At 65.5% G+C, this 24,304-nt stretch carries 25 protein-coding genes; 16 read left to right on the forward strand and 9 right to left on the reverse strand.

Annotation, left to right across the window (positions count from 1 at the left end; genetic code table 11):
* The 10 genes from ACIP1U_RS11140 (at position 1) to ACIP1U_RS11185 (ending at position 6,648) form a co-directional block, all read left to right on the forward strand.
* Positions 1 to 1,191, forward strand: a complete 1,191-nt coding sequence (locus ACIP1U_RS11140) for a phage/plasmid replication protein, II/X family (protein WP_400314679.1) — start codon at positions 1 to 3, stop codon at positions 1,189 to 1,191.
* A gap of 10 nt (positions 1,192 to 1,201) precedes the next feature.
* Complete coding sequence (locus ACIP1U_RS11145) at positions 1,202 to 1,531, forward strand: single-stranded DNA-binding protein (RefSeq protein WP_400314681.1); 330 nt, start codon at positions 1,202 to 1,204, stop codon at positions 1,529 to 1,531.
* A gap of 13 nt (positions 1,532 to 1,544) precedes the next feature.
* A complete protein-coding gene (locus ACIP1U_RS11150; RefSeq protein WP_400314683.1) occupies positions 1,545 to 1,742 on the forward strand; it encodes a hypothetical protein in 198 nt (65 codons plus the stop codon).
* A complete protein-coding gene (locus ACIP1U_RS11155) occupies positions 1,735 to 2,073 on the forward strand; it encodes a hypothetical protein (RefSeq protein ID WP_400314685.1) in 339 nt (112 codons plus the stop codon). The genes ACIP1U_RS11150 and ACIP1U_RS11155 overlap by 8 nt, the downstream gene beginning before the upstream one ends.
* A gap of 354 nt (positions 2,074 to 2,427) precedes the next feature.
* Positions 2,428 to 2,673 carry a hypothetical protein gene (locus ACIP1U_RS11160; protein ID WP_400314687.1) on the forward strand — a complete coding sequence of 82 codons (246 nt, stop codon included), beginning with the start codon at positions 2,428 to 2,430 and terminating at the stop codon, positions 2,671 to 2,673.
* A gap of 81 nt (positions 2,674 to 2,754) precedes the next feature.
* Positions 2,755 to 4,263 carry a hypothetical protein gene (locus ACIP1U_RS11165; RefSeq protein WP_400314688.1) on the forward strand — a complete coding sequence of 503 codons (1,509 nt, stop codon included), beginning with the start codon at positions 2,755 to 2,757 and terminating at the stop codon, positions 4,261 to 4,263.
* A gap of 8 nt (positions 4,264 to 4,271) precedes the next feature.
* On the forward strand, positions 4,272 to 4,601 hold the full coding sequence (locus tag ACIP1U_RS11170; RefSeq protein WP_400314689.1) for a DUF5455 family protein: 330 nt from the start codon (positions 4,272 to 4,274) through the stop codon (positions 4,599 to 4,601).
* A gap of 2 nt (positions 4,602 to 4,603) precedes the next feature.
* Positions 4,604 to 5,416, forward strand: coding sequence for a zonular occludens toxin domain-containing protein (locus ACIP1U_RS11175; protein WP_400314691.1), 813 nt, complete (start codon positions 4,604 to 4,606; stop codon positions 5,414 to 5,416).
* Between the two features lie 183 nt (positions 5,417 to 5,599).
* Positions 5,600 to 6,364, forward strand: coding sequence for a hypothetical protein (locus ACIP1U_RS11180; RefSeq protein ID WP_400314693.1), 765 nt, complete (start codon positions 5,600 to 5,602; stop codon positions 6,362 to 6,364).
* Positions 6,365 to 6,384: 20 nt separating this feature from the next.
* On the forward strand, positions 6,385 to 6,648 hold the full coding sequence (locus ACIP1U_RS11185) for a hypothetical protein (RefSeq protein ID WP_400314694.1): 264 nt from the start codon (positions 6,385 to 6,387) through the stop codon (positions 6,646 to 6,648).
* A 187-nt stretch (positions 6,649 to 6,835) separates the two neighbouring features.
* Here the strand turns inward: ACIP1U_RS11185 and ACIP1U_RS11190 are convergent, their stop codons facing one another.
* On the reverse strand, positions 6,836 to 7,201 hold the full coding sequence (locus ACIP1U_RS11190) for a hypothetical protein (protein WP_400314696.1): 366 nt from the start codon (positions 7,199 to 7,201) through the stop codon (positions 6,836 to 6,838).
* On the opposite strand from ACIP1U_RS11190, the gene ACIP1U_RS11195 reads away from it, so the two are divergent.
* On the forward strand, positions 7,191 to 8,132 hold the full coding sequence (locus ACIP1U_RS11195) for a tyrosine-type recombinase/integrase (protein WP_400314697.1): 942 nt from the start codon (positions 7,191 to 7,193) through the stop codon (positions 8,130 to 8,132). The genes ACIP1U_RS11190 and ACIP1U_RS11195 overlap by 11 nt on opposite strands.
* A 125-nt stretch (positions 8,133 to 8,257) precedes the next feature.
* On the opposite strand, the gene ACIP1U_RS11200 is transcribed toward ACIP1U_RS11195, so the two are convergent.
* On the reverse strand, positions 8,258 to 10,009 hold the full coding sequence (locus ACIP1U_RS11200) for a diguanylate cyclase (protein ID WP_400314698.1): 1,752 nt from the start codon (positions 10,007 to 10,009) through the stop codon (positions 8,258 to 8,260).
* A gap of 308 nt (positions 10,010 to 10,317) precedes the next feature.
* Between ACIP1U_RS11200 and ACIP1U_RS11205 the strand changes: the two genes are divergently transcribed.
* Both ACIP1U_RS11205 and arfB read left to right on the forward strand, forming a co-directional pair.
* Positions 10,318 to 11,145 carry a MipA/OmpV family protein gene (locus ACIP1U_RS11205; RefSeq protein ID WP_400314699.1) on the forward strand — a complete coding sequence of 276 codons (828 nt, stop codon included), beginning with the start codon at positions 10,318 to 10,320 and terminating at the stop codon, positions 11,143 to 11,145.
* Between the two features lie 52 nt (positions 11,146 to 11,197).
* Positions 11,198 to 11,602, forward strand: a complete 405-nt coding sequence (arfB, locus tag ACIP1U_RS11210) for an alternative ribosome rescue aminoacyl-tRNA hydrolase ArfB (RefSeq protein ID WP_400314701.1) — start codon at positions 11,198 to 11,200, stop codon at positions 11,600 to 11,602.
* A gap of 26 nt (positions 11,603 to 11,628) precedes the next feature.
* On the opposite strand, the gene htpX is transcribed toward arfB, so the two are convergent.
* Both htpX and ACIP1U_RS11220 read right to left on the reverse strand, forming a co-directional pair.
* The gene (gene htpX, locus ACIP1U_RS11215) at positions 11,629 to 12,507 is read right to left on the reverse strand and encodes a protease HtpX (RefSeq protein ID WP_400314703.1); all 879 of its coding nucleotides are present in this window, start codon (positions 12,505 to 12,507) and stop codon (positions 11,629 to 11,631) included.
* A gap of 147 nt (positions 12,508 to 12,654) precedes the next feature.
* Complete coding sequence (locus tag ACIP1U_RS11220; protein ID WP_400314704.1) at positions 12,655 to 13,005, reverse strand: hypothetical protein; 351 nt, start codon at positions 13,003 to 13,005, stop codon at positions 12,655 to 12,657.
* Between the two features lie 193 nt (positions 13,006 to 13,198).
* On the opposite strand from ACIP1U_RS11220, the gene ACIP1U_RS11225 reads away from it, so the two are divergent.
* The 3 genes from ACIP1U_RS11225 (at position 13,199) to ACIP1U_RS11235 (ending at position 15,260) form a co-directional block, all read left to right on the forward strand.
* On the forward strand, positions 13,199 to 13,660 hold the full coding sequence (locus ACIP1U_RS11225) for a Cd(II)/Pb(II)-responsive transcriptional regulator (RefSeq protein WP_400314706.1): 462 nt from the start codon (positions 13,199 to 13,201) through the stop codon (positions 13,658 to 13,660).
* A 487-nt stretch (positions 13,661 to 14,147) separates the two neighbouring features.
* Positions 14,148 to 14,576 carry a nucleoside diphosphate kinase regulator gene (gene rnk, locus ACIP1U_RS11230; RefSeq protein WP_400314708.1) on the forward strand — a complete coding sequence of 143 codons (429 nt, stop codon included), beginning with the start codon at positions 14,148 to 14,150 and terminating at the stop codon, positions 14,574 to 14,576.
* Between the two features lie 270 nt (positions 14,577 to 14,846).
* The gene (locus tag ACIP1U_RS11235; RefSeq protein WP_400314710.1) at positions 14,847 to 15,260 is read left to right on the forward strand and encodes a hypothetical protein; all 414 of its coding nucleotides are present in this window, start codon (positions 14,847 to 14,849) and stop codon (positions 15,258 to 15,260) included.
* Positions 15,261 to 15,459: 199 nt separating this feature from the next.
* Here ACIP1U_RS11235 and ACIP1U_RS11240 read toward each other — a convergent pair whose 3' ends face one another.
* From ACIP1U_RS11240 to ACIP1U_RS11260, 5 genes are all read right to left on the reverse strand, one after another.
* Positions 15,460 to 18,606, reverse strand: a complete 3,147-nt coding sequence (locus tag ACIP1U_RS11240) for a multidrug efflux RND transporter permease subunit (RefSeq protein WP_400314711.1) — start codon at positions 18,604 to 18,606, stop codon at positions 15,460 to 15,462.
* A 436-nt stretch (positions 18,607 to 19,042) separates the two neighbouring features.
* On the reverse strand, positions 19,043 to 19,912 hold the full coding sequence (locus ACIP1U_RS11245) for a neutral zinc metallopeptidase (protein WP_400314713.1): 870 nt from the start codon (positions 19,910 to 19,912) through the stop codon (positions 19,043 to 19,045).
* Positions 19,913 to 20,350: 438 nt separating this feature from the next.
* Positions 20,351 to 21,814: a pyruvate kinase gene (gene pyk, locus ACIP1U_RS11250; RefSeq protein ID WP_400314715.1), complete on the reverse strand. Its 1,464-nt coding sequence runs from the start codon at positions 21,812 to 21,814 to the stop codon at positions 20,351 to 20,353.
* A gap of 125 nt (positions 21,815 to 21,939) precedes the next feature.
* Positions 21,940 to 23,262 carry a glycerate kinase gene (locus ACIP1U_RS11255; RefSeq protein WP_400314717.1) on the reverse strand — a complete coding sequence of 441 codons (1,323 nt, stop codon included), beginning with the start codon at positions 23,260 to 23,262 and terminating at the stop codon, positions 21,940 to 21,942.
* 66 nt (positions 23,263 to 23,328) lie between these two features.
* Positions 23,329 to 24,243, reverse strand: a complete 915-nt coding sequence (locus ACIP1U_RS11260) for a 2-hydroxy-3-oxopropionate reductase (protein WP_029046603.1) — start codon at positions 24,241 to 24,243, stop codon at positions 23,329 to 23,331.
* Positions 24,244 to 24,304 lie beyond the last annotated feature (61 nt).

Consider the following 24,304-nt stretch of genomic DNA (forward strand, 5'->3'; position numbering starts at 1 on the left):
ATGGCCTATGACACGGTCCGGCTTCGGTCTCCTTATCTGGGTAACAGCGTGGTCGAGCGCATCAAGCGACAGTGCCTGCTGCGTTCCGGGATGGACTGCGCCAGCGGGGAAATCCTGTACGAATTGTTCACCGGCGAGCTGCTCGGCTCTTGGGATTCGCGGATCTCGGTGATCCCGAAGAACGAGGAATGGGTGGTCAACAAGAATGGGCGCCCCGAGCTCGTGCCCTGCGACCCGTACATCCTCATTGAGGCGTCGGTGCACAAGATCATCCATGGCCACAACGTTTATGGCGGGCCGACCGATTTCCGCCAGGCGTGCCGGGACTTCGTGCACCTGGTCGAGGATCTGCTGGAGACAGATCTCCCGGCTGCCGACTGGTGGACCGTGCATCGGGTGGACGTGGCTTCGGTGTACCGGCTGAGCAAGGCGGCCTGCAAGGAATTTTTCGACGGCCTGCAGCTCATCAGCTTCCCGCGGCGAAAGAAGGGTGCGGCCAAATACGCGATGGCGGTGTACTTCGCCGGCAAGACCACCACGGTCAAGTTTTATCACAAGGGCACTGAGTTCCAGGTGCATGACAGGGGACGCCTGCGCGGCTTCTTCCAGCAAGTGTTCAACCACCTGTACGGGCGCGACGACCAGGACAACCGCGCACGGGTGGAACGCAAGATTGAGGCGCTGCAGCGACTGGCTGACAGACGGTTGCGCGCGGAGGTCGAGATTCACAGCGACAAGCTGCAGTACGACTTTGGAAGGCATCCGAGAGTGGACGAGGTGACTGACGCCTACCTGGAGGGCGTCTTTGACACCGAGATCGAGAAGCTGTTGCGAGAGGGGAAACAGGCCATGACCACGGTGAGAGAGAGCAGGGCGGTCCTGCACCGGTTGAAGGGTGTCTACGGTGACACGCTCGGCATGCGCCTGTACGGCTTCTGGGGGTCGCTGACCACCCTCGGCGATGAGGTCACGCGCGAACACTTCGCCAAGGCCACGTTCTACCGCTGCCGCAAGCAGCTGGAGGACGCCGGCGTGTCCTGGCGCGGCACGGATGTACAGGTGATCGCGAATAACGCGGTGCTGCCGCACGATTTTAGTCCAGTGAGGACGGACCCCCGGTTGTGCCAACTCCCGGCACGCAACCGCGAGGAATACCAGGTGAGCCGGGAAACGTTGCGCTTAGCCGCTTAAGGAGTTCGACATGTCAACAGCAGCAGAAAACACGGTTCGTTCGCTTCCCTCGCAGATCAAGCCCATGCAGGTGGTCGTGCGTGGGCGTGTCGAGGCCCAACGCAGCTTCGATGGTGTGCGTTACACGCGCATTACGACTCCGGCGCCGGATCAGTACAGCCGTCCCCAGGTGGTCGAGGTACGCGGCAAGTCGAAGCTGGGCGAGCGGGGAGATGAAGTCACAGTGCTGTGCACGCTCGGGGGCTTCCAGCGCAAGGCATACCAGTTCAAGGACAAGGACACGGGCGAACTGGTAACCGTGGTGCCGGTGGACATGACGCTTGACGCCATCGAGCAATAGGAGCTGTGGGCCTGTGATGGTCTGCGTCTACCTCTCGATCTTTTTCGGCCTGCTCTCCCTGGTCGCTGACCGGGGACCGGTCTACCCCTTGCTCTGGTCGATTGGACTCGAGCCGGCCACTTTTCTTCTGACCGTGCGCCTGGTTGCCATCGGCCTGCTTCTGGTGGGCCTGATGCTGGCGCTGTTCACGCGGGGCAATCGCCATGTTTGAGACCGCCGAGGAGCTGCGCGCGCACTGGGACGAAGACAAGGAGCGCCTCGAAGAGGAGGTCGAGCACCTGGGCGAAGTGCTTCGCTACCTGGGCGTGGCGTATGACTATCTCGAAGAGGTCCTTGCTGATCGCGATAGCGGGGACATGCTGCCCTCATCGTCGTCGCGCGATCTCGATGATCTGTTCAATCGGCAGATGCAGATTTCGGATCGCATGGCCTATCGGGAAGAGGAGCGGGACAGGGCGCAGGACAAGCTTGACCGCTGGGAAGAGGATCTGGAGTGGGAGTTGGAAGCGCATGGCTTTGACCAGGGCGGGTCTGCTGTCTAAGGCATGGTCGCGTAGCCCACGCCGGTCGCGCGCAGCACGGCTGGCGGGGGCGTAGCGGGCGCGCCTGGTTCGTTGGAACGGGGCTGCTTGTTTGTTGGGGAAAAAATGGACGGCTCATATCTGATCTACGCGGGGCTGGTGGTCGTGTGCTTCGCCTTGGGCTTCATCGGGGGGCAGCAGCGATGACATTCACGACGGACGAGCTGGTCATTGCTGCCGCGTACTGCGCAGGTGCCTGGGCGACCGGGTACGTCGCAGGTGTTCTGTTTCTTAGCGTCCGGAAATTTCTGGACATGCTCTGATCGGGCTGGGTCACCTGGTCAGGGTCTTTCGACGGCCCATAGGAGAAATCACATGAAACTCATCAACATGGTTAAGAGCATCAATCCCAAGCTGGCCGCTGCCGTCGCAATGTTTGCTGCTGCCGGTGCCGCCAACGCGCAAGCGTCCACCAACGCTTCGGCCTTCCAGGCCATCTTCACGGGCGCCGCTTCGGACTTCGGCACCCTGATCGGCTACGCGATCACGCTGGCCGTGGCCGTCTGGGGTGGTCTGGTGGTCTTCAAGCTCGCCAAGAAGCTGTACAACAAGGCGACCTAATGCGGTTCCTCACCGCCATGTTGTGTGTGGCGGTGGGGGTCTCCCTCACCGCCTGTATCAACCCTAGATGGGATCCGCAATATGAGCGTCTCGCGTGCACTGGCAACGGTATCGCGTTTTGTGTCAACCCGGAGTACCGTTGATCTGTTTCTCGGGCCAGCTGCTATCACGCTGGCTCTTTTGTTTTCGCTGCTGATGCCGGTGCGAGAAGCACAGGCGCAGACGCTGACGGCGGACGGCCTCTCGTGGGGCGTCGCTAAATCCGGTCCGGATAGCGCGACGGTGCAAAATGGCGCCTTGGCTATCGCGTCGACCTTTGCCTTGACTGCTGCATGGTATGGGGTCACGAAGGTCACGCCGATTGGGCGCACGGTGACGACAGCGGCGGCGGTGGTAGGGCCTATCGCAGCAAACATGCTGCGGCAGGCTGCGGCTAAGGGGCCGCTTACCGGGGCAATGCTGGCGCTGGCTGTGGCGCTGGGTTCGGACGCGGTATATGACGCAGCGACCAACACCTTCAAGGCTCCTGTGAAGCCTACCGATGGCTCGCAGGGGTTCACGTGGCAATCCAGTTTTACGGGCACGTATGCAAACAATCCTCAGGCCGTTTGCGATGCGGAATCGGTGACGTTCGGTAGGACGCTGAAGGCCGTTGATCCATCGAATAGCGCGGCAGCGTCGGTCTACTACTGCTATTACGATGGAGCAAACAACGGCCAGTTCATCTATTCGAGCGGACGGCAGGCAAACCGTTCTCCAAATTGCCAGACTGGCTATGTCAAAAGTGGGTCGGTATGCGTATCGACGCAGCTCGGAACAGCGGATGACACGCAGTTGGCGACCGCGGCGCAGGCAGCGACCGCGCTTCCAAAAGTTTGGGATGCGGCAGGAACTGAGGATCGGGATAAGTTGATTGGCGGCGGTACACCGGGCACGCCGACTTTTCCCAGCGGGAACACAGTCACGTTTCCAACGCAGACGACGACCGGGGCGGGCACGGATGCACAGGGGCGGCCTTTCAACGGTACGGTGTCCACGGTGCCTGGCTTTCAGATCAACGCCAACACCGGTGCGGACAAGCTTGCAAATCCGGCCACGGTGACACCCACACAGACGCGCACCTGGGCCGGCACGGACAGCGCTGGCAATCCTGTCAACCAGAGTTCGACGGTGACATTTCCGCCGCAGAACGTGGCGATTCCGAACCAGCAGCAGGCCGTGTCGCCTGCATCGGCCCCGTCGATCGATACCTGTGGCTTGCCGGGAAAACCGAAGTGCCTGATCGATGAGACGGGCACGCCAAATGCAGAAGGGAAGTTCACGCAGTCGACCTCGGAATTGGCGCAGGCTCGAGCGGATGCGATCACGCAGATGCAGGACGCGGCCAAGGTGACCAGCTTCGCTTTGTCGGTGCCGACCCTTCTGCCTGGTGGAAGCTGCCAGCCGATCCAGTTTTTCAAGTGGAAGGAATTCGACGGGACCGTCGATCTGTGCGAGCGCCTCGGCTTCATCCGTACGCTGCTGGGCTGGCTGTGGGGTGCCTTGGCTGCGATCTACATCTATAACCGCGTGTCCAGCGCGAACGCATAGGAGGTGTTATGCCGTTGCTTGCATCCTTGATGGCGGGCCTGTTCGGTGGCTTCGCATCGTTCCTGGTGAAGTTTTTCAGTGAGAAGGTGGCGTTTGGCCTGGCTGCCGTGGCGACCTTTGCGACGCTGACCACCGCGCTGATCGCTGGCGCTGCGACCGCGATCAATGGCGTGCTTAGCGCCTTTCCTGCGGGCCTTGGCGCGGGTCTCGAAGTGGGGCTGTACCTATGCGCCGCCGACACGTTGAACGTGTGCCTGGCGGCGATTTTCGCCACCGATGCGGCCGTGTTCCTGTATCGCTGGAATGCGCAGAACGTCAAGCTGGTGATGGGGGGCTGACCATGGCGATCTACATGATCACGGGGCGCCTCGGTTCCGGCAAAAGCCTCTGCGCCGTGGGTCGCATCCGCGATGCCATTATCGAGGGGCGTCGTGTGGCCACGAACCTCGATCTGCACCTGGACAAGCTGCTGAACAAGGACGCCAGGCAGAGTCGGGTGATTCGGTTGCCCGACAAGCCCAGCGTGCCGGATCTCGACTGCATTGGGCGTGGCAACGAAAGCTACGACGAGACCAAGAACGGGATCATCGTGCTGGACGAGCTGGCCGCGCTGCTCAATGCGCGCAACTGGCAGGACCCTAAGCAGCAGGCACTGATCACCTGGTTGATCCACAGTCGCAAAAAGGGCTGGGACGTGTACTTCATCTGCCAGCATGAGTCGCAGGCCGATCGCCAGGTGCGCGATGCCCTGGTCGAGTACCTGGTCACGTGTCGTCGCCTGGATCGTCTCGCTATCCCCTTCGTGTCGCGCCTGGTCGAGACCGTGACGCTGGGGAAGTGGAAGCCGCGCCTGCCGCGCCTGCACATGGCGATCGTCAAGTACGGCACGGACTACAACTCCTTGGTTTCGGAACGCTGGTTCTATCGGGCCAATGACCTGTTCGATGCCTATGACACGCGCCAGGTGTTCGAGCAGCGGGATGACCAGGCGCCGTACAGCTACCTGCCACCTTGGTACACGGTGGGGCGTCTCGGGCCGCAGAAGGTGCGGGGCATCAAGGCCAAGATGGCCGAGCGTCGCCGGCTCACCGAGCTGCAGCGCCAGGGCACGATCACGTTCGACCAGTGGCGCGAATACATGCGGATGGTGTGATGCGGATCTACGGGCAGGGATTGCGGCTGGATGGGGCGCCTGCGTGGTGGTACGGGCCTCGGCGTGGCCTGCGGGTGATCTGGCTGACCGGTGATGCTAATTTTCGTTACGACGAAAGTGTAACAATAATTGAATATTCGTTACTAGTAACGTAAAATAGAATCATCGAAACGGGAGTCGAATATGCGTGACGTAACGGATAATCGGACAGGTGAGTTGGATGTGGAAGTCAAGCGTGGACGGGGCCGTCCGCGGAAGCCGGATGCAATGACCAATGCGCAGCGCCAGGCGGCCTACCGCGCGCGTCATCGTCAATCCGTTACGGTAACGAAAAACGTGCCGGCGTCGCTTGAGCTTGCTGAAGGCGAGATTAGTCAGTTGATCGCTGAGAGTGCGGAGCTGCGCGCTGAGCTGGACGCCACCAAGGCCGAGCTGGCGGAGGCACATGAGACCATCGACGAGCTCAACGGTTATGTGAACGCTCGGGACCGGGAGAATGATCACCTGGTGGAAGTTCACGACGAGCTGGTCGCGGTGCGTCGTCAGTTGGAGCTGGCCGAGCAAGAGCGCACCACGGCGTTCGCGGCCAATGCTGCCTTGCAAGCTGAAGTTGTCGAGTTGAACCAGCAGTTCGTCCATCTCGTGGCCGAGCGTGATGAGGCGTTGGCGGCTGCAAAGAAGGGCGCCGCAAAATCCGTAACGAATAACGGAAATCCTGTTGACTTCGATTTCATGCTCCAGGTGGTGAAGCGTGTTCGCTCCGCTCGGGACTGGCGCAAGCGCAGTGAGCTGTTCGACCTGGACGGGTGGAAGCGCTTTAACTGCAGTGCTGCGACGACCGACGAGATGCGCGCAGCGTTCCAAGACGCCATTACCGGCGACTCCACGTCCAGGATGATCCGCAACGCCAAGAAGCGCGCGGCGCAAGATCGTAACGAAAAGGCGTAACGAAAAAAAGGGGAAAAGTGATGGGATCGAAATCGTTGCTGGCGCCACTGTATCCGTACGGTGAGCGCGCGCAGGAATGGGTAGCTGGCTGGCTACCTGTCGTGCTGGAAACGGCGGCTGACCTGGTGCTGTTGTTCGGCCTGCTGTTCCTGGTATCGGTGCCGTTCCTGTTTGCCTGGGCTTGGTGGGCTGACCGGCGCGAGGTGAAGGCAGCCAGGGCGCGCGGTGAGAACATCGCCGCTCGGGGCATCCGGGTCAAGAATGGGCCGGAGTGGCTGCGCTAGCGGCGACTAGCGTTAGGAGTGTCCGCGCTATAGCAGGACCGAAAGGTTTCCAGAAGGGGGAAGTAACCCTCTGGGTCGTTGTCGCACGGCTAGTGCGGCCCGCGGGACCGAGTAGCGGGTACGACCAGGAGCGCCCAGCTCGAGCTCGTGGCCTGCAGGCCAGCCACCCCCCTGCAAGCCGGGCTTTTCAACAGCCGCGGGCCGCCATTTCCTCTTCAATCTGCATCAGCTGTGCACGCACATTGTCCTGCTCCAGCTTCCAACCTGTGCGCCGCAGTTGGTCGCCCAACATATTGCGGTCCACCTGCAGTCGCTGGCACCGAGCTGGCGAGGACGGCACGGTTCGTGTCGCGTCTACTGTGGCTACGCGGCTTGTATGGGTGGTCGGCGTCGGTGCCGAGTAAGTCGAGACGTTGCCGCCCATGCTGGCAGTGATGTCCGTGTAGCCGGATGGGCAGTGTTGCTCCTGGGTGTACAGGATGCCCTTGCCGTTGCGGCACTTGGCGGCGTCCGCTGGGTTAGTCAAGGTGCTGGCCAAGACGATGACTGTCAATCCCCACGCGTGTACGATAGATCGCATATTGCCGCCATTTTGTTACTGGTGGCGTAACAATAACATGCAGGGGTCGATGCTTTTTGAGGACGTGGTAGGCATTTATTTGGCAGGGTCGAACCATCGGAGTAAGCAGCGGGATCGGTATTCGCTGCAGCGCTTGCAACCCCACTTCGGCGGTAGGTCGGTGACTGAGTTGAAGCGTGCGGACGTGCGGTCGTACATTGCGCGGCGACAGGCTGAAGGCGTTAAGCAATCCACCATAGGGCGTGAGCTGAGATTCTTTTCCGCGGCCCTGAATTTCGTTCGGCTGGAGCATGATCGACCGGACATTGGCAACCCCGTGCAGCGTCTGGGCCTGGAGAATTCGGAAGGCCGGGTACGCTGGATCACGCAAGCAGAAGCTGGCCGGCTGGTGGAGGCTGCCGAGTTGTATGCGCGATGGCCGCATCTGCCTTGCTTCATCCGGCTCGCGCTCAACACGGGCGCTCGCAAGTCCGAGCTGTTGAAGCTAACCTGGTCACGCGTGGACCGGCATCGTGGGCTGTTCCTGTTGGACTCAGGGGATACGAAGTCAGGCAAGCGCAGATCCGTGCCGCTCAACGATGCGGCGTTGGATGCGTTGGCAGTCTTGAGTGGCTGGGGGCACAAGCACGCACCAGGCAATCCTTGGGTGTTCGGCCGGGATGGCGGCCGAAGGATCACAACGTTTCAGACGGGATTTGCGGCGGCTTGCGAGAGGGCGGGGATTGAGAACTTCCGGATCCACGATATGCGGCACACCTGTGCGAGTTGGCTGGTCATGGCTGGTGTGCCGTTGGGGGTGGTTAGAGACCTACTGGGGCACTCATCGGTGACGGTAACAGAGCGATACGCGCATCTTGCGCCAGACCAAATACAAAGCGCTGTGCAGCGGCTGTTGCCCTTTTGAGGCGTCTGCGGAAATACTGCCCTCCGAAGGCAGGGGTTGCTGGTTCGATCCCAGCCGGGCGCGCCAATCCCATCCGGATTCCCGCTTTTCCGCGAAGAAGAAGAACAGGCGCTTTCCGCCGATGCTCAGGCTGTCGGCGCAGGGGCGGGCACGCTGTCGCCCACCGGCTCCGGCACCCGGTCGTCGCTGACTACCCGGTTGCGGCCCGCATTCTTGGCGGCGTAGAGACGTCGGTCCGCCACCATCAGCATGGTGTCGAGGTTGTCGGTGCCGTCGGTGCCGAGATCCGACACGCCGATGGAAACCGTGAACTGGATATCGCCCATGTCGGCCGCATCGGCGGCCGGCTCGCATACTGTCTGGCTCAGGATCATGCGCAGCCGCTCAGCGGCCTCGGTTGCTTCCTCGATGCTCGTACTCGGCAGCAGTACGGCGAATTCCTCGCCGCCGATTCGCGCCGGCACGTCGATGGCCCGCACGGCCGCGCGCACCACGTCAGCGAGCTTCTTCAGCACGCGGTCGCCGCTGGCGTGGCCCCAGTGGTCGTTGATGCGCTTGAAGCGGTCGATATCGATCATCAGCATCGAAATCGGCGTGTTTTCGCGCAGGCTACGGTTGTGCTCGATGGCAAAACGCGCCTCGAACACGCGGCGGTTGGCAAGGCCGGTCAGCGCGTCGGTCTCGGCCAGTTCGCGCAGCGCTTCGCCGCGGGCCAGGTAGTGCGAGAACAGCTTGCGGAAGCCCTGCAGCGTAACCCACAGCAGCACCGCCAGCGACAGCGCGCTGGCCGCCAGCACCGCGCTCAAGTGCGAGGCCGTGCGCAGCAGCAGGTCCGTGGCGGAGAAGTAGTCCACCAGCATCAGGTTGGTGCTGCCGATGCGCTGGAACATAAGGCGGCTGCCGTCGCCACGTTGCAGCGTGCCGGATCCGCGACTGAACATCTCCTGGGGCGTGGCTTCGCGCCAGGCGGATGGCACGACCGTGGCAAATTTCTCGAGACTCTTGACGTCGCGCGTGCTGGCGCCGATCAGGTGGCCGTCGATATCGATCAGGAAGCTGCGCACGCCGTTGCGTGTGGTGTTGACCAGGTAGGCGTCCAGGCTGCGCTGCGAAATGCCGGAAATCGCCACGCCGCGGAACTGCGCGTGCAGGTAGACCGGCAGGCTCAGCGTCAGGTACATGTCGCCGCTGCCATCGGCAGCCGGCACCATCTTCCAGTGCAGGGTGCGATCGGGGTTGTTTTGCGGCAGGTGCTCGCGCATGTAGCCTGCATCGTCGACGCGCCGCAGTACGGCAACAGTAGACGCTGGCGGCACCGGCGGATAGGCGACAAAGAAACCGTTGCTGGAGACATAGAGGAGCTTGCGCGTGACCAGCGGGTTGAGCGGTTCGGCGCTCAGCAGGTGGCTGAGGCCGCGTGCCACGTACAGGCCGGGCAGCAGGTCTTCATCGCGGCGGGTAAAGCTTTCCATGCCTTCCAGCATCCGGGGGCCGGCGCCGAGCAGCACCGCATCACCTTCTGGTGCTGGCAACTGCCACAGGTCATCGTTGCGGTGCGCGTAGGCGGCTTGCAGCGGCGGGTCGGTTTCAACCGCGTGCGGCCCCATCTGCAGGCGGATCAGGTGCTCGGCGAAATTGCGGACGCTGCGCAGCCGCTCGGACTCCACGTACAGCACCGAGCTGATGCCGGCCACTTGCAGTTGCTGGGTTTGCTGCAGGGCCTGCACTTCATAATCGCGCAGCACCACCAGGCCGTATGCGGAAATTACCAGCAGCAGCCCGGAAGCGACAGTAAAGGACAGCACCACGAAGCGTTGCGGCGTGCGGACTGCCTGCTCCCAGAGGCGGTCGAGCAGTGCGGAAAGGCGCGGGCGCATGAATGACTCCAGGGGGGTTCCTGAATCCGTGCATGCAGCCTACCGCATTCGCGATCGGGTTCGTGGGCGTGGAGTTCAGCGAACGCTGATCTCATCATGCGTCATCCGGAATAAAAGACAAGAGACGTCGATACGTCATTGCGAAACAAGAAATTATTGGGGCAATTGGATGCTGATATCGGCACTTGTAAGGTGGGTATCGAAGCTCACTTAATTCGCGATGTGAAAAGTTTCATTAGGTCACGCCACTTTGCGCCACGGCCGTGCTGATAGATTCACCCAACCCCCCTGTCCTCCAATGCCCTGCCATGGTTATCTCGACAAGCCTGCTGCGCCGGCTGCGCGGCGCGTTAGCCGGCATTGCGCTGGCCGTGACCGCGTACTCTGGAGAGGCCGCACCGGTAAGCCTGCCAGGATCGCTGCCAAACATGGTCGGCCTCGGCGTCGGTTCCACCACCGAATTCGCAGGCGGAAAGGACCGCATGATCGGCGTAGTGCCCGGCGTGCGCTACGTGACCCCGGGCGGACGGCTGCTGGAGTGGTATGGGCCGTATGCGCAGTTCAATTTCGGCGGGCTGACGGGTTTCCAGTGGGGTCCGGCGGTGGGGCTGCGGCTGGGCCGCAATAACGTCGACGATGCGATGGTGGCGCAGTTGCCCGAGATCGACACAACGGTGGAGGCGGGCGGGTACATCGGCTACGAATACCTGAACCCCGGCCGCATCCCATGGCGGCTGCGCGGCGGCATCAACGTGATGACCAATGGCGGCATCGTCTACGGCGGCAGCCGCGTCACCGCCACCGGTACTTTCTGGATGCCGCTGCACCGGCGCGCCTATGCGGGGATGGGACTCGGCGCGACCTGGGTCAGCGGCAGCTTCAACCGTACCTACTTCGGCGTAACGCCGGCAGGCTCGGCGGCCAGCGGCCTGCCCACCTACAGCCCCGGCGGCGGGCTGGAGCAGCTTACCGGCTGGCTGGCGATGATCTACCAGTTCGACAAGCACTGGTATGGCGGTGCGATGCTCTACGTACAGCGGCTGACCGGCGACGCGGCCGACAGCCCCATCGTCACGCAGCGAGGCACGCGCAACCAGATCACCTATGGCATCGGCCTGGCGTATGCGTGGCACTAGCGCATGGCACTAGCACGGGCCGACGTCGTGACCGACTTGCTATGATGCAGCCATGGCCGACGAGCTAGTCATTCCCCACCACGAATACCTGATTACCGCGATCCGCGCGCAAGGCGCAGGCGGCCAGAACATCAACAAGGTATCCAACGCCGTGCACCTGCGTTACGACGTGCGGGCATCCTCGCTGCAGCCTGACCACAAGGAACGCCTGCTGGCCTTGCACGATCACCGCGTCACGCGCGACGGCGTGGTGGTGATCAAGGCGCAGCAATACCGCAGCCTCGAGCAGAACCGCGACGAAGCGGTGCGGCGCCTGCATGAGCTGGTGCGCAGCGTTGCCACGCCGCCGCGCGTGCGGCGGGCAACGCGTCCGACGCTGGCATCGCGCCAGCGCAGGCTGGAAGGCAAGAGCCAGCGCAGCCAGGTCAAGGCGCTGCGCGGCAGGGTCTTCGACTAGCCCCGGGCACGAAGGCCAGCTTCGCGTCAGCGCGCGGACTGCAGCGCGGCAATGCGTTCCTCGATCGGCGGATGGCTGGTGAACAGCGCCATCCACGACTTGCCGCCGGCAATACCCATGGCCTGCATGTTCTGCGGCAGTCCGTCCGGCTCCAGGCCGCCCAGGCGACGCAACGCCGAGACCATCGGCGTGGGCGATCCCATCAGGCCCGATGCGCCGGCATCGGCGCGGAATTCGCGCCGGCGCGAGAACCACGCCACGATGATGCTGGCCAGGATGCCGAACACGATCTCGCAGACGATCACCGTCACCATGTAGCCGATGCCAGGTCCGCTCGATTCCTCGTCGTTCTTGCGCAGCATCGAATCGACAAAATAGCCGACCACGCGCGCCAGGAAGATGACGAAGGTGTTGACCACGCCCTGGATCAGCGTCAGCGTGACCATGTCGCCGTTAGCCACGTGTGCCACCTCGTGCGCCAGCACTGCCTCCACTTCCTCGTGCGACATCGATTGCAGCAAGCCGGTGGACACCGCCACCAGCGAGCTGTTCTTGGTCGCGCCGGTGGCGAAGGCGTTGGGCTCGCCGTCGTAGATCGCCACCTCCGGCATGGGGAGGCCGGCGCGCTGCGCCAGCTTTTCCACCGTCTGCATCAGCCACAGCTCGGTGCTGGTGCTCGGGTGGGTGATGACCTGCGCGCCGGTAGACCACTTGGCGATGGTCTTGGACATCAGCAGCGAGATAAACGAGCCACCAAAGCCCATCAGCGCGGCAAAGGCCAGCAACATGCCCATGTTCAGGCCGTTGGCGGTCAGGAACCGGTTCACGCCGAGCACGCTGGCGGTAATGCTGAGGACGATCATGACGGCGATGTTGGTCGCCAGGAAAAGCAGTACGCGTTTCATGTGTGTGTGGAATGCAATCGAGTGCAATCGAAGTGGAGCAACAGTGGAGCAACTACAGCTGGGATGCGGACAAGCCGCAAGCGCGCGCCGCGCTCTCGGCACGGCGCGCAGGAAACGGCGGACGCGGACAACCGCGGCCGCGCACGCTCAGGCGCGCGGCGGGCGGGGCAGCAGCGGCAGGTCGGGTTCGGGCAGCGGGGCGCCTGCGTAGCGAGGCGGGCCGGCGCGGCCCGCCGACGCTGCGAGGCGCAGAGGAGATGCCGGCAGCAACTGCTCGGCAAGGTCGGCGCCGGGCTGCGGTTGCGGCTCGGGAGATCCTGGCGCAGGCGCAGAATCTGCCGGGATGGTCTGTTCGGCATGAACGTCATCGCTGGCCATGTCGTCGGCAGCGCGTGCAGCCGGTGCGGTGGCGGACGCCACCAGCCCGTCGTCGATCGTACCCACGGCATGCGCGAGCGCGCCTGCCCAGCCCGGAAGGGGCAGGAAGGCCAGCATCATGACCAGCAGGAGAAGCCGGAGCGAACGCACTTGGGGACGACTTATCGGTAGGTGTTAAGGGATTCTACAGGATGCGCCATGACGCCGGCGCCGGTTGCGGCACGCCGCAGCAAGGTTGCGCAGACTGCCCTACACTAGGCAAAACCCTGGAGCAATTACAGGGATTTGGCGACTTCCAAGCAGGACTTCCACCATGCGTATCGGCGAACTTTCCCGTACCAGCGGCTGCGATGTCGAGACCATCCGCTATTACGAACGCGAGGGGCTGCTCGACGCCCCGCGGCGCGAGGCCAACGGCTACCGGCGCTATGACGACGGGCACCTGGTGCAGCTGAATTTTGTGCGCCATTGCCGCTCGCTCGGCATGAGCCTGTCGGACGTGCGCAGGCTGCGCGAGTTCGAGCGCAGCCCGTCGCAGGACTGCGACGACATCAACACGCTGCTGGACCGCCAGATCGCGCAGATCCATGCGCAGCGGGTGGCGCTGGAGGCGCTGGAAGGACAGCTGCGCGCACTGCGCGAAACCTGCCACCATCACCACCACCAGCCCGCCAGCGAGTGCGGCATCCTGCAGAACCTGCAGCAGGCCGCCGCCGGTGCCGCCTGTGAATGCCATGCGCCCGCGCATGATGCCGGGCATGCTGCCAACGGGTGAGGTACGCGGGCGCGCGCTGTGCTACGATGGCTGTCACCGTGACCGCACCACAGCGGTGCACGAGCTCAGGCGGCGTCTTGCATAGTAAGCCATGACTTACGCTGCAGGCCTTACGGTTGAATGCCGCCGCACACCCAGATTTTCCACATGACCATGAACGATCGCCCGACGCCGATGTCCGCCGTGCCTGTCCGCCTGCAGCGGACCGGCCGCCCGCGCGCGTCCGCGTTCGCCATGTCCCCCCGCCGGATCAGCGCACCGCCTGCATCCGCCCGGTTCCCAGCCTGACTGTCTCCCACCACGGGGCCCGGGCCGAACCGGGCCCGAGCCAGCCTCTCCATGCTTGCCGACGACTGACACGCCGTCGCCGGCACCATTGATGTCCGCGCTGCTGCGCAAAGCCAAGACCTGATCGCGCTGCTGCCTGCCGCCTGACAATTGTCATGCGGCCGGGCAGCGCCAATCCATGACTGCCGGAGGATCCGCCATGAAGGCCAGCAAGAAAACATCCGCCCAATCCGTGTCGCTGTACCTGACTGAACTCGACGTCACGCGCCTGGAGCGCATCGCCAGCCGCGCTGGCTCGGCACAGCTCGAGGACATGCTCGACAGCCTGCTGGCGCGCGCCACTATCGTCGCGCCGGAGGAGATTCCGACTGACGTGGTGACCATGAACTCACGCCTGGTGTGCACGCTGCCCGGCGACCCGGCGCCGCGCAACTGGACCCTGGTCTACCCCGATGCCGCCGACTTCGATGCCGGCCGGTTGTCGGTGCTGTCGCCGGTCGGCCAGGCGTTGCTGGGCGCACGCGCCGGCCAGACCGTCGGCTACCGGCTCCCGGACGGCCGCGAGCAGCAGGTGACGATCAGCGAGATCGCTTTCCAGCCGGAAGCCAGCGGCCAGTACACGCTCTGAGCGGCCGCTGCACCCCGCGCCAGCGCGTGCCGCGCGGGCCACACGCACGCCGCGCCGCGTGCGCGCCAATGGCGATCCGTGGACACCATTCATCCGCAAGCGAGTCGTTTCACGACTCGCAACGCACCATTCGTCGCAGCGGTATTTCTGCTTGCGCGCACTGTGACTAATCTTCAGTCCGTGCTCGTATCGCAACATAGATTGCCGGGCGGTCGGAGTTTCACCCCGGCCAAAAATAAGACAGACGAAATCAGTTGAAGGAGTCCCGAAATGATCGCCAGACGTATCCTTGGCGGCGCGCTTGTGTTCGCGGCAGTTGCCGCGTCCGCTGCGGCGTTGGCTGCCCCCGCCACCAGCAAGGTCGGCAAGTTTGATGTGTATGCCGATGCGCTGCGCGCCGGCAAGTACGACGTGTACACGGACGGCGCCAAGCAAGGCAAGTTCGATACATACACCGATGGCGCCCGCACCGGCCGCTTCGATGTGTACTCGGAAGGCTCGCGCCGGGGTGGCAAGTTCGACACCTTTACTGAAGGCACGCATACCTTCAGCGGCGAGATCTCCAAGCAAGGCAAGTTCGACACCTTCAGCGAAGGGACGCACACCTTTAGCGGCGATATCGCTGACCGCGCGCTCGACAACTCGCGCACCGGTGACGGCTCGCTGTACGGCTATCGCGTCTGAGCGGCGCAGCCAAACGCCTGACCTTTCCGGTCCTCACCCGACCTGAAGCGGCCACCACGGTGGCCGCACGTTTTCTCTCCCGCCTGCCCGGCCGACCTCCTCCTCCTTCTCTCTTCGCCTGGCAGGCGTTTTTCTCCCCTTCCCCGTTGCGCTGTTTGTGCTGTTTGCACGCCCACTGCTGGGATAGCCTGCGCGCGTCTCATGCCGCCGGCGGCTGCGTGGCAGCGGCGTCCTGCTCGTCAGGCTGCGCCTTCGGCAGCCTGCGTGCGATCGCCGCGTACAGCAGCGGCACCACCAGCGTACCCAGCACCGTTGCACCCAGCATACCGCCCAGCACGCCGGTGCCGACCGCCTGCTGCGCGCCGGCGCCGGGACCGGTGCTGATAGCCAGCGGCACCACGCCCAGCACGAATGCGAGCGAGGTCATCACCACTGGCCGCAGGCGCTGGCGTGCCGCGCGCCCGGCAGCCTCCACCACGCTGGCCACGCTGGTTTCGCCCTCGCGCCGCAGTTGCTCGGCGTACTCGACAATCAGGATCGCGTTCTTGGCGGCCAGCCCCATGATCACCACCACGCCCACCTTGAAGTAAACATCATTGGGCATGCCGCGCAGCCAGATCGCCGCGGCGGCACCCATCAGGCCGGTCGGCACGATCGCGATCACCGCTAGCGGCAGCGTCCAGCTCTCGTACAGCGCCACCAGGCACAGGAAGATAAACAGCAGCGACAGCGCGAACAGCCATGGCGCCTGCGTGCCGGTCTGCTGCTGCTCAAAGGCACGGCCGGTCCAGCGCACGTCGTACTCTGGCCCGAGCCCGCGCACCAGTTCCGTCAGCCGCGCCATCGCTGCACCGGTGGTGTGGCCCGGCGCGACCTCGGCATTGATGCGCACCGAGCTGAAGCCGTCGAAGCGCTCCAGCGTGACCTCGCCATTCCCCCATTCGAGCGAGGCAAACGCCGCCAGCGACACCATCGCGCCCTGGGCATTGCGCACGTGCACGCGCGCCAACTGCTCCGGATGCATGCGGAACGGCGCGTCGGCCTGCAGGATCACGCGGCGCACGCGGCCCTCGCGCGCGACCTCGTCGATATAGCGCGAGCCCAGTGTGGCCGACAGCGTATGGTGGATCGCCTCGGCGTCGACACCGAAACTCTCCGCCTTGCGGTAGTCGATCTTCAGGTCAAGCGCGGGCGCCGGCTGGCCGGTGGTGGCGCGCACTTCGCCCAGCACCGGGTCGGACTTGGCGCGCTCGATCAGCTTGTCGCGCGCGGCGAACAGCGCATCGCGGCCGACCGGCTGGCGTGCGACCAGGCGCATGTCGAGACCGCCGATGCTGCCCAGTTCCGGCAGCGCCGAGCTGTTGTAGGCGAACAGTTGCGCCGCGCCACGGCCGGGCCACGCTTCCAGCCCGGCCGACAGCCGCGCCAGCACCGCGTGCGCATTGTCCTTGCGTCCGCGCACCTTCCAGTCGGTCAGGCTGATGAAGAGGCTGGCGCGCTGCTCGCCGCTGCCGCCGCTGGACCAGCCCAGCACGGCAAACGTGGAATGCACCGGGAAGCGCTGCTGCTGCATCCATTGCTCCAGCGATGCCACCAGCCGGCGCGTATCGGCTTGCGTGCTGCCGGCCGGCAGTTCGACGTCGACCACGATCTCGCCGGTGTCTTCCTCGGGCAGGAAGCCGCTCGGCATCTTCCACAACGCATAGCCACACGCCAGCGTCAGCGCCAGGTACACCGCCAGCCAGCGCATGCGGCGACGCTGCAGCGCGCTGACCCAGCCCGCGTAGCGTTCGGTGAAGGTGGCGAAGCGCGCATCGAACCACGCCAGCGGCCCGCGCGCGGGCGCCGCGCTGTGGCGCAGCAGGCTGGCACACATCGCCGGCGCCAGCGTCAGTGCAAAGAACAGCGAGAACGCGATCGACACCGCCAGCGTCACGGCGAAATGCCGGTAGATCACGCCCACCGCGCTGCCGAAGAACGCCATCGGCACGAACACCGCGCACAGCACCAGCGTCACCGCCACCAGCGCGCCGGAGACTTCGCGCATCGAGCGCGCCGCGGCCTGCATGGCGTTGACGCCGTCGGTGCGCATGATGCGCTCGACGTTCTCGACCACGACGATGGCGTCGTCGACCAGGATGCCGATCGCCAGCACCACGCCGAACAGCGTGATCACGTTCAGCGACAGGCCCAGCGCGTACAGGCACGCGACCGTGCCCAGCAGCGACACCGGCACCACGATGCACGGGATCAGCGTCGCGCGCAGGTTGCCGAGGAACAGGTACAGGATCAGGAACACCAGCACCGTGGCTTCCATCAGCGTCAGCAGCACGCGCGAGATCGATGCCTGCACGAAGGCGGCGCCGTCATACGAGATCTCGTAGCGCACGTCGCCCGGGAAGCCGCGGCTGGCTTCGTCCAGCGCCGCTCGCACGGTGCGCGAGGTCTGCAGCACGTTGGCACCGTCGGCCAGTTTCAGGCCGATCGAGGCGGCGTTGCGCGTGTTCAGCGTCGAGCCGTAGCGATAGTCGCTGGCCGCCAGTTCCACCCGGGCCACGTCGCGCAGCAGCACCGCCGAGCCGTCGGCCGCGGCGCGCACCACGATGCGCTCGAAGGCCCGCGGATCGCTCATCGGCGCGGGCGGTCGCACCACCGCCTGGAACGGCTGTCCCGGTACCGCGGGCGCGGCGCCCAGCTGGCCCGGCGTCACGTTGCCGTTGCGGGCGCGGATCGCGGCTTCAACGTCAGCGGTGGTGAGGTTGTAGGCGTTCAGCTTGTCGGGATCGAACCAGATGCGCAGCGCGTACTCCGCGCCGTACGGCTCGGCCTTGCCGATGCCGGGCAGCCGGCGCAGCAGCGGCAGCACCGATCCTGCGGCGAAGTCGCCCAGCGCGGTCTCGTCGAGCTGGCCGCTGTCCGAGACCAGCGAGACGTACAAGAAGGCGCTGCTGCTCGCCTGGTCGACATACACGCCACCGCGCCGCACCGCCTCGGGCAGCAGCGGCTCGGCCTGCGCCACGCGGTTGCGCACGTTGACCTGCGCCAGCTGCGGATCGGTGCCCTGGCGGAAACCCAGCGTCACGGTGGCGGTGCCGCCTTCGCTGCTGGAATCGAGGTAGAGCAGGCCGGGGATGCCGTGCATCTGCTGCTCCAGCACGGCGGTCACGCGATCTTCCACGGTGCGCGCGGACGCGCCCGGGTAATCGGCGTAGATGATCACCGTGGGCGGCGCCACCGCCGGGTACTGGGCGATGGGGATGCGGTTCAGGGCCACCAGGCCGGCGACGACGGTCAGGATGGCCAGCACCCAGGCAAACGCCGGGCGCTTCAGGAAAAACGACGCCATGTCAGGTCAGGGCTGGCACGGGCGCACGGCAGCAATAGATCGGCCGTGGCTCCGGTGCGGTTGGAACGGAACGGCTTTCGGGTGGAGACGCCGCCGCCATCGACAGCATGGGCGGCAAGCGGCAGCGACATGGCGGCGCGGCTTGCCGCGCGGCGGTGGCAGGGCCATGCAGGCCGTGCCGGATGTCGTGGTGCCGGTTCAGTCAGGGGGCGCGTGGCCCGCAGACCGGGTCCGGCGCGGGCCGCGGCGCATAGGGGGCCCGGAGGACGGGCCCGGCGCTGCGGCGCAAGGGGTCAATGAAGCTTCAAAGACCGGCGCCGGAGACTGGCCGTCGTGATGCGGCCTTGGCGCGATTATAGACACGGAAGGGCGCGCGGGACAACGCAAGCGTCACATCGCCGCACCCCTCCGGCGTTGGGGGTGAAACGCCAGGGCTTCAGGGCTCGCGCGCGGCGAAGGTGTCGCACTTGCGGACGTCGCCCGACTCGATGCCGCGGCGCAGCCAGCGCACGCGCTGCTCGCTGGAGCCGTGGGTAAAGGCCTCGGGCACGACATAGCCTTGCGACTGGCGCTGCAGCCGGTCATCGCCGATCGCGGCGGCGGCCTTCAGGCCTTCTTCGATATCGCCCGGTTCCAGCAACTGCTGGTTGGCGCGCTGCGCGGTGGCGGCCCAGACGCCGGCCAGGCAGTCGGCCTGCAGTTCCATGCGCACCGACAACTGGTTGGCCTGCGCCTCGCCCATGCGGCGGCGGGCGGCGTCGACCTTTTCGGACACGCCCAGCAGGTTCTGCACATGGTGGCCGATCTCGTGCGCGATCACGTACGCCTGGGCAAAGTCGCCGCTGGCGCCGAAGCGCTTGCGCAGTTCGTCATAGAAGGCCAGGTCGATATAGACCTTCTGGTCGCCGGGGCAGTAGAACGGGCCCATCGCAGACTGGCCGGTGCCGCACGCGGTCGGCGTGGCGCCGGAGAACAGCACCAGCGTCGGCGGCGCGTAGCGGCGGTTCAGCTCGGTCTCGAAGATGTGTTGCCAGGTGCGCTCGGTATTGCCCAGCACCTTGCGCGTGAAGACCGTCATCTGGTCGGTGGCGGGCGGACGGCTGGCCTGCTGTTGCTGCTGCTGCTGGCCCGAGCCTTGCAGCACCGATGCGCCCTGCATGATCAGCATCGGGTCGATGCCGAAGAAATAAGACGCGGCCAATGCGACGATGACCGTGCCAATGCCGATGGACTTGCCGCCCAGCCCGCCGAATCCGCCACGGCGGTCTTCTACGTGCTGGCTTTCGGCTTCGTCATCGAGGCGCATGTTGCAGGCTCCTGGGGCAATGTGAGGGGGGATCCGGGACTGGCCGGGGTGGAAGTCAGTATAGCAATGGGCGCGGCGGTGGTTTTCTCCCCTCTCCCGCGCGCGGGAGAGGGGTCGGGGGAGAGGGCGGGAAGGTCAAAAGCTGACGCCCCCGTGGATTAAAACCGAAGGCCTTGCTTGATGTGGTGCCTTGCTAGCCCACCCCTCACCCCAACCCTCTCCCCATGAGGGGAGAGGGAGAACACCTTGCTTAGGCTAGTTCGGGCGGCTTGGGTGTGCCCAAAACCGCCCGCCCTTTTTGGTCCCCCTCAAAAAAACACCACCCGATCACCCTGGAGTCGGGCAACGCGGGCGGTGTGCGGCAAACATAAGAAACCGGGCTTGCGCCCGGTCCGGTCACTACCTGAACGTCCCGGGGACGGAACGCTGATGCTGGGGCTAGGCCAATGCGGCTTCCCGCGTGGACGAAGCCGTGGCCACCGCACTGGCGCCGACTTCCGCCACGCGCAGCAGGTTGGTCGTCCCGCCCTGGCCGAACGGCATGCCGGCCGCGATGGTGATCTGGTCGCCAGGCGCGGCGTAGCCTTCCGCCAGTGCCGCGCGCGTCGCGGCTTCGACCATCTCGTCGACGCTCTGCACGTCCGGGCTCACGGTGGAGTGGATGCCCCACGCGATCGCCAGCCGGCGCGCGATCTCCAGGTTCGGCGTGATGCTGACGATCGGCGCGCACGGCCGTTCGCGCGCTGCGCGCAACGCGGTGGCGCCCGACGACGTATAGGTCACCGTCGCCGCCGCGCCGATGATCTGCGTGACTTCGCGCAGCGCGGCGCAGATCGCATCCTGGCGCGTGTTCAGCGGGGTCTCGTGCTGCGCGTCGAGCAGGTTGCGGTACAGCGGGTCGCGCTCGACCTCGGTGACGATGCGGTTCATCATCGACACCGCCTGCACCGGGTAGCGGCCGTTGGCCGACTCGGCCGACAGCATCACCGCATCGGCGCCTTCATAGATCGCGCTGGCCACGTCCGACGCTTCGGCACGCGTCGGCACCGGTGAATCGATCATCGATTCGAGCATCTGCGTGGCGATCACCACCGGCTTGCCCAGCTGGCGGCACACGCGCAGGATGCGCTTCTGCACGCCGGGCACGCGCTCGGGCGGCAATTCCACGCCCAGGTCGCCGCGCGCCACCATCACCGAATCAGACACGCGCACGATCTCTTCCAGCTGCTGCAGCGCGGCCGGCTTCTCGATCTTCGACAGAATGCCGGCACGGGTGCCGACGATCTCGCGCGCTTCGACGATGTCGGACGGACGCTGCACGAACGACAGCCCGATCCAGTCGGCGCCCAGCGACAGCGCGAAGTCCAGGTCCTTGCGGTCCTTCGCCGTCAGCGCGGGAATAGGGATGACGGCGTCGGGCACGTTCACGCCCTTGCGGTCTGACAGCGTGCCGTTGTTGGCCACGCGCGTGGTGATGGTGCCGGTGGTCACCGACTCGATCGCCAGGCGCACCTTGCCGTCGTCGATCAGCAGCGACTGGCCCGGCTGCGCGGCTTCGAACAGCTCGGGGTGCGGCAGGTAGACGCGGGTGCCGTCGCCGGGCGTGGGATCGCTGTCAAGCACGAACACGTCACCCGTGCGTACCGCGACCTTGCCCGCGGCGAAGGTGCCGATGCGCAGCTTGGGGCCTTGCAGGTCAGCCAGCACCGCGATGGGGCGGCCGGTCTCGGCCTCGATCTGGCGCACCGCGTCGTAGCGCGCGCGGTGGTCGTCGTGCGTGCCGTGACTGAAGTTCAGGCGGAACACGTCCGCGCCGGCCTCGAACAGCGCGCGGATCACCGCGATGTCGGTGCTGGCGGGGCCGAGCGTGGCCACGATCTTCGCTTTGCGCTGGCGTCTCATGATGTCTCCTCTTCCATTCTCGGTAGCGGCGCGTCGGCGCCGCGAGTCAATCGGTACTACGTTGCTGGACCACTCCGTCATTCCCGCGCATACCCGGAGGGCACGTGGGCGGGAACGACGAAAAATCACGCAATCAAAATCGCGCGGAAGTCGTTCACGTTGGTGCGGGTCGGGCCAGTGACGATCAGGTCGTCCACGCCGGCAAAGAAGCCGTAGCCGTCGTTGTTCTCAAGGTGCGCGCGCGCATTCAGCCCACGCGCGGCGGCGCGGGTCAGCGTGTCGGGCGACAGCAGCGCGCCGGCGTTGTCTTCGGAGCCGTCGATGCCGTCGGTATCGCCGGCGATCGCATGCACGCCGGGCAGGCCGTCGAGCGCCACCGCCAGCGACAGCAGGAACTCCGCGTTGCGGCCGCCGCGGCCCTTGCCGCGCACGGTTACGGTGGTTTCGCCGCCGGACAGCAGCACGCACGGCCTGCTGAAGGGCTGGCCGCGCTGCGCAACCTGGCGCGCGATGGCGGCGTGGACTTCGGCCACTTCGCGCGCTTCGCCTTCGATGCAGTCGGACAGGATGTGCGCCTCGAAGCCCAGTTCGCGCGCACGCGCCGCGGCGGCTTCCAGCGATTGCTGCGCGGTGGCCAGCGTCACATTACGATGGCCTTCAAAGCGCGCGTCGCCCGGCTTGGGCGTTTCGCCGGCACCGCTCTCCAGGTGCGCGCGCACGTTGGCGGGTACGTCGATGCCGTACTTGGCGATCACGGCGAGCGCATCGGCGCAGGTGGTCGCATCGGGCAGCGTCGGGCCGCTGGCAATGAGGGTCGGGTCATCGCCGGGTATATCGGAAATCAGCAGCGTCTCCACGCGCGCCGGCGCGCAGTGCAGCGCCAGGCGTCCGCCCTTGAGCGCGGACAGGTGCTTGCGCACGCAGTTCATCTCGCCGATGCTTGCGCCGCTCTTGAGCAGCGCCTTGTTCACGGCTTGCTTGTCGGCCAGCGTCAGGCCCGGCGCAGGTGCGGCCAGCAGCGCGGAACCGCCGCCGGAAATCAGGCACAGCACCAGGTCGTCGGCGGTCAGGCCCTGCACCAGTTCCACCATGCGCTGCGCGGCGCGCGCGCCGGCTTCATCGGGAACGGGGTGCGCGGCTTCCACCACTTCAATGCGCTTGCAATCGGCGCCATGGCCGTAGCGCGTCACCACCAGGCCCGACAGCTCGCCTTGCCAGTTCGCTTCCACCGCCTGCGCCATCGCGGCGGCGGCCTTGCCGGCGCCGATTACCACGGTGCGGCCCTTGGGCGGCGCGGGCAGGTGCGGCGGCAGGCAGTGGCTGGCGCTGACGGAAGCGACCGCGGTATCGAACAGGTCGCGCAGCAGCGCGCGAGGATTGATCTGTCCGGAATGGGCTGCCGTGCGCTGGGGCGACAGCAGGGCGGCTTGGGGTTCGGTGGCGAGCATGAAGAATCCTGGTGCTGACGGGAAAAGCTAGTCGTCCCCGCTGGGCGGGGACGACTGGGGCACTGCTTACTTGGCGATCTGGTGGTTAGACATGATCTCGATCGCGCGGCACAGGGCCGAGTGATCTTGCTTGCCCAGGCCGTTGGCGGAGCAGGTGTTGAACAGCTCCTGCGCGGTGGCGGTGTTGGGCAGCGCCACGCCCAGCGCCTTGGCGCCCTGCAGCGCCAGGTTCAGGTCCTTCTGGTGCAGTTCGATGCGGAAGCCCGGATCGAAGGTGCGCTTGACCATGCGATCGCCATGCACCTCCAGGATGCGCGAGGCCGCAAAGCCGCCCATCAGCGCCTCGCGCACCTTGGCCGGATCGGCGCCGGCCTTCGAGGCAAACAGCAGGGCTTCGGACACGGCCTGGATGTTCAGCGCCACGATGATCTGGTTGGCCACCTTGGTGGTCTGGCCGTCGCCGTTGCCGCCCACCAGCGTGACGTTCTTGCCCATCAGCTCGAACAGCGGCTTGACCTGGTCAAAGGCTTCTTGCGGGCCGCCGACCATGATCGTCAGCGATGCGGCCTTGGCGCCGACTTCGCCACCCGACACCGGCGCGTCCAGGTACGAAGCGCCCAGCTTGTTGATGCGCGCGGCAAAGTCCTTGGTGGCGATCGGCGAGATCGAGCTCATGTCGACCACGATCTTGCTGTAGCTGGCTTCCTTGCCGGCGGCCTTCAGCGCGGCGGCAACGCCCTTGTCGGCAAACAGCACGGCCTCAACGTGCGGCGTGTCCGGCACCATGATGACGATGATGTCGGCGCGCTTGGCGACTTCCTCGGCGCTGGTGCAGACGGTCACGCCTGCATCGACCAGCGCTTGCGGGGCCGGGTTGACGTCATGCACGAACAGCGTGTGGCCGGCGGCGCGCAGGTGGCCCGCCATCGGTGCGCCCATGATGCCCAGGCCGATGAAGCCGACGTTGCGTTGGTTTGCCATATTGATGTCTCCTTGCTTGAGAGTAAGTCTGTCTTGGTTCGCGTAGGTGGTAACGGGTTAC

It is taken from the genome of Cupriavidus sp. NPDC089707, from assembly GCF_044748965.1.
GTDB lineage: Bacteria > Pseudomonadota > Gammaproteobacteria > Burkholderiales > Burkholderiaceae > Cupriavidus.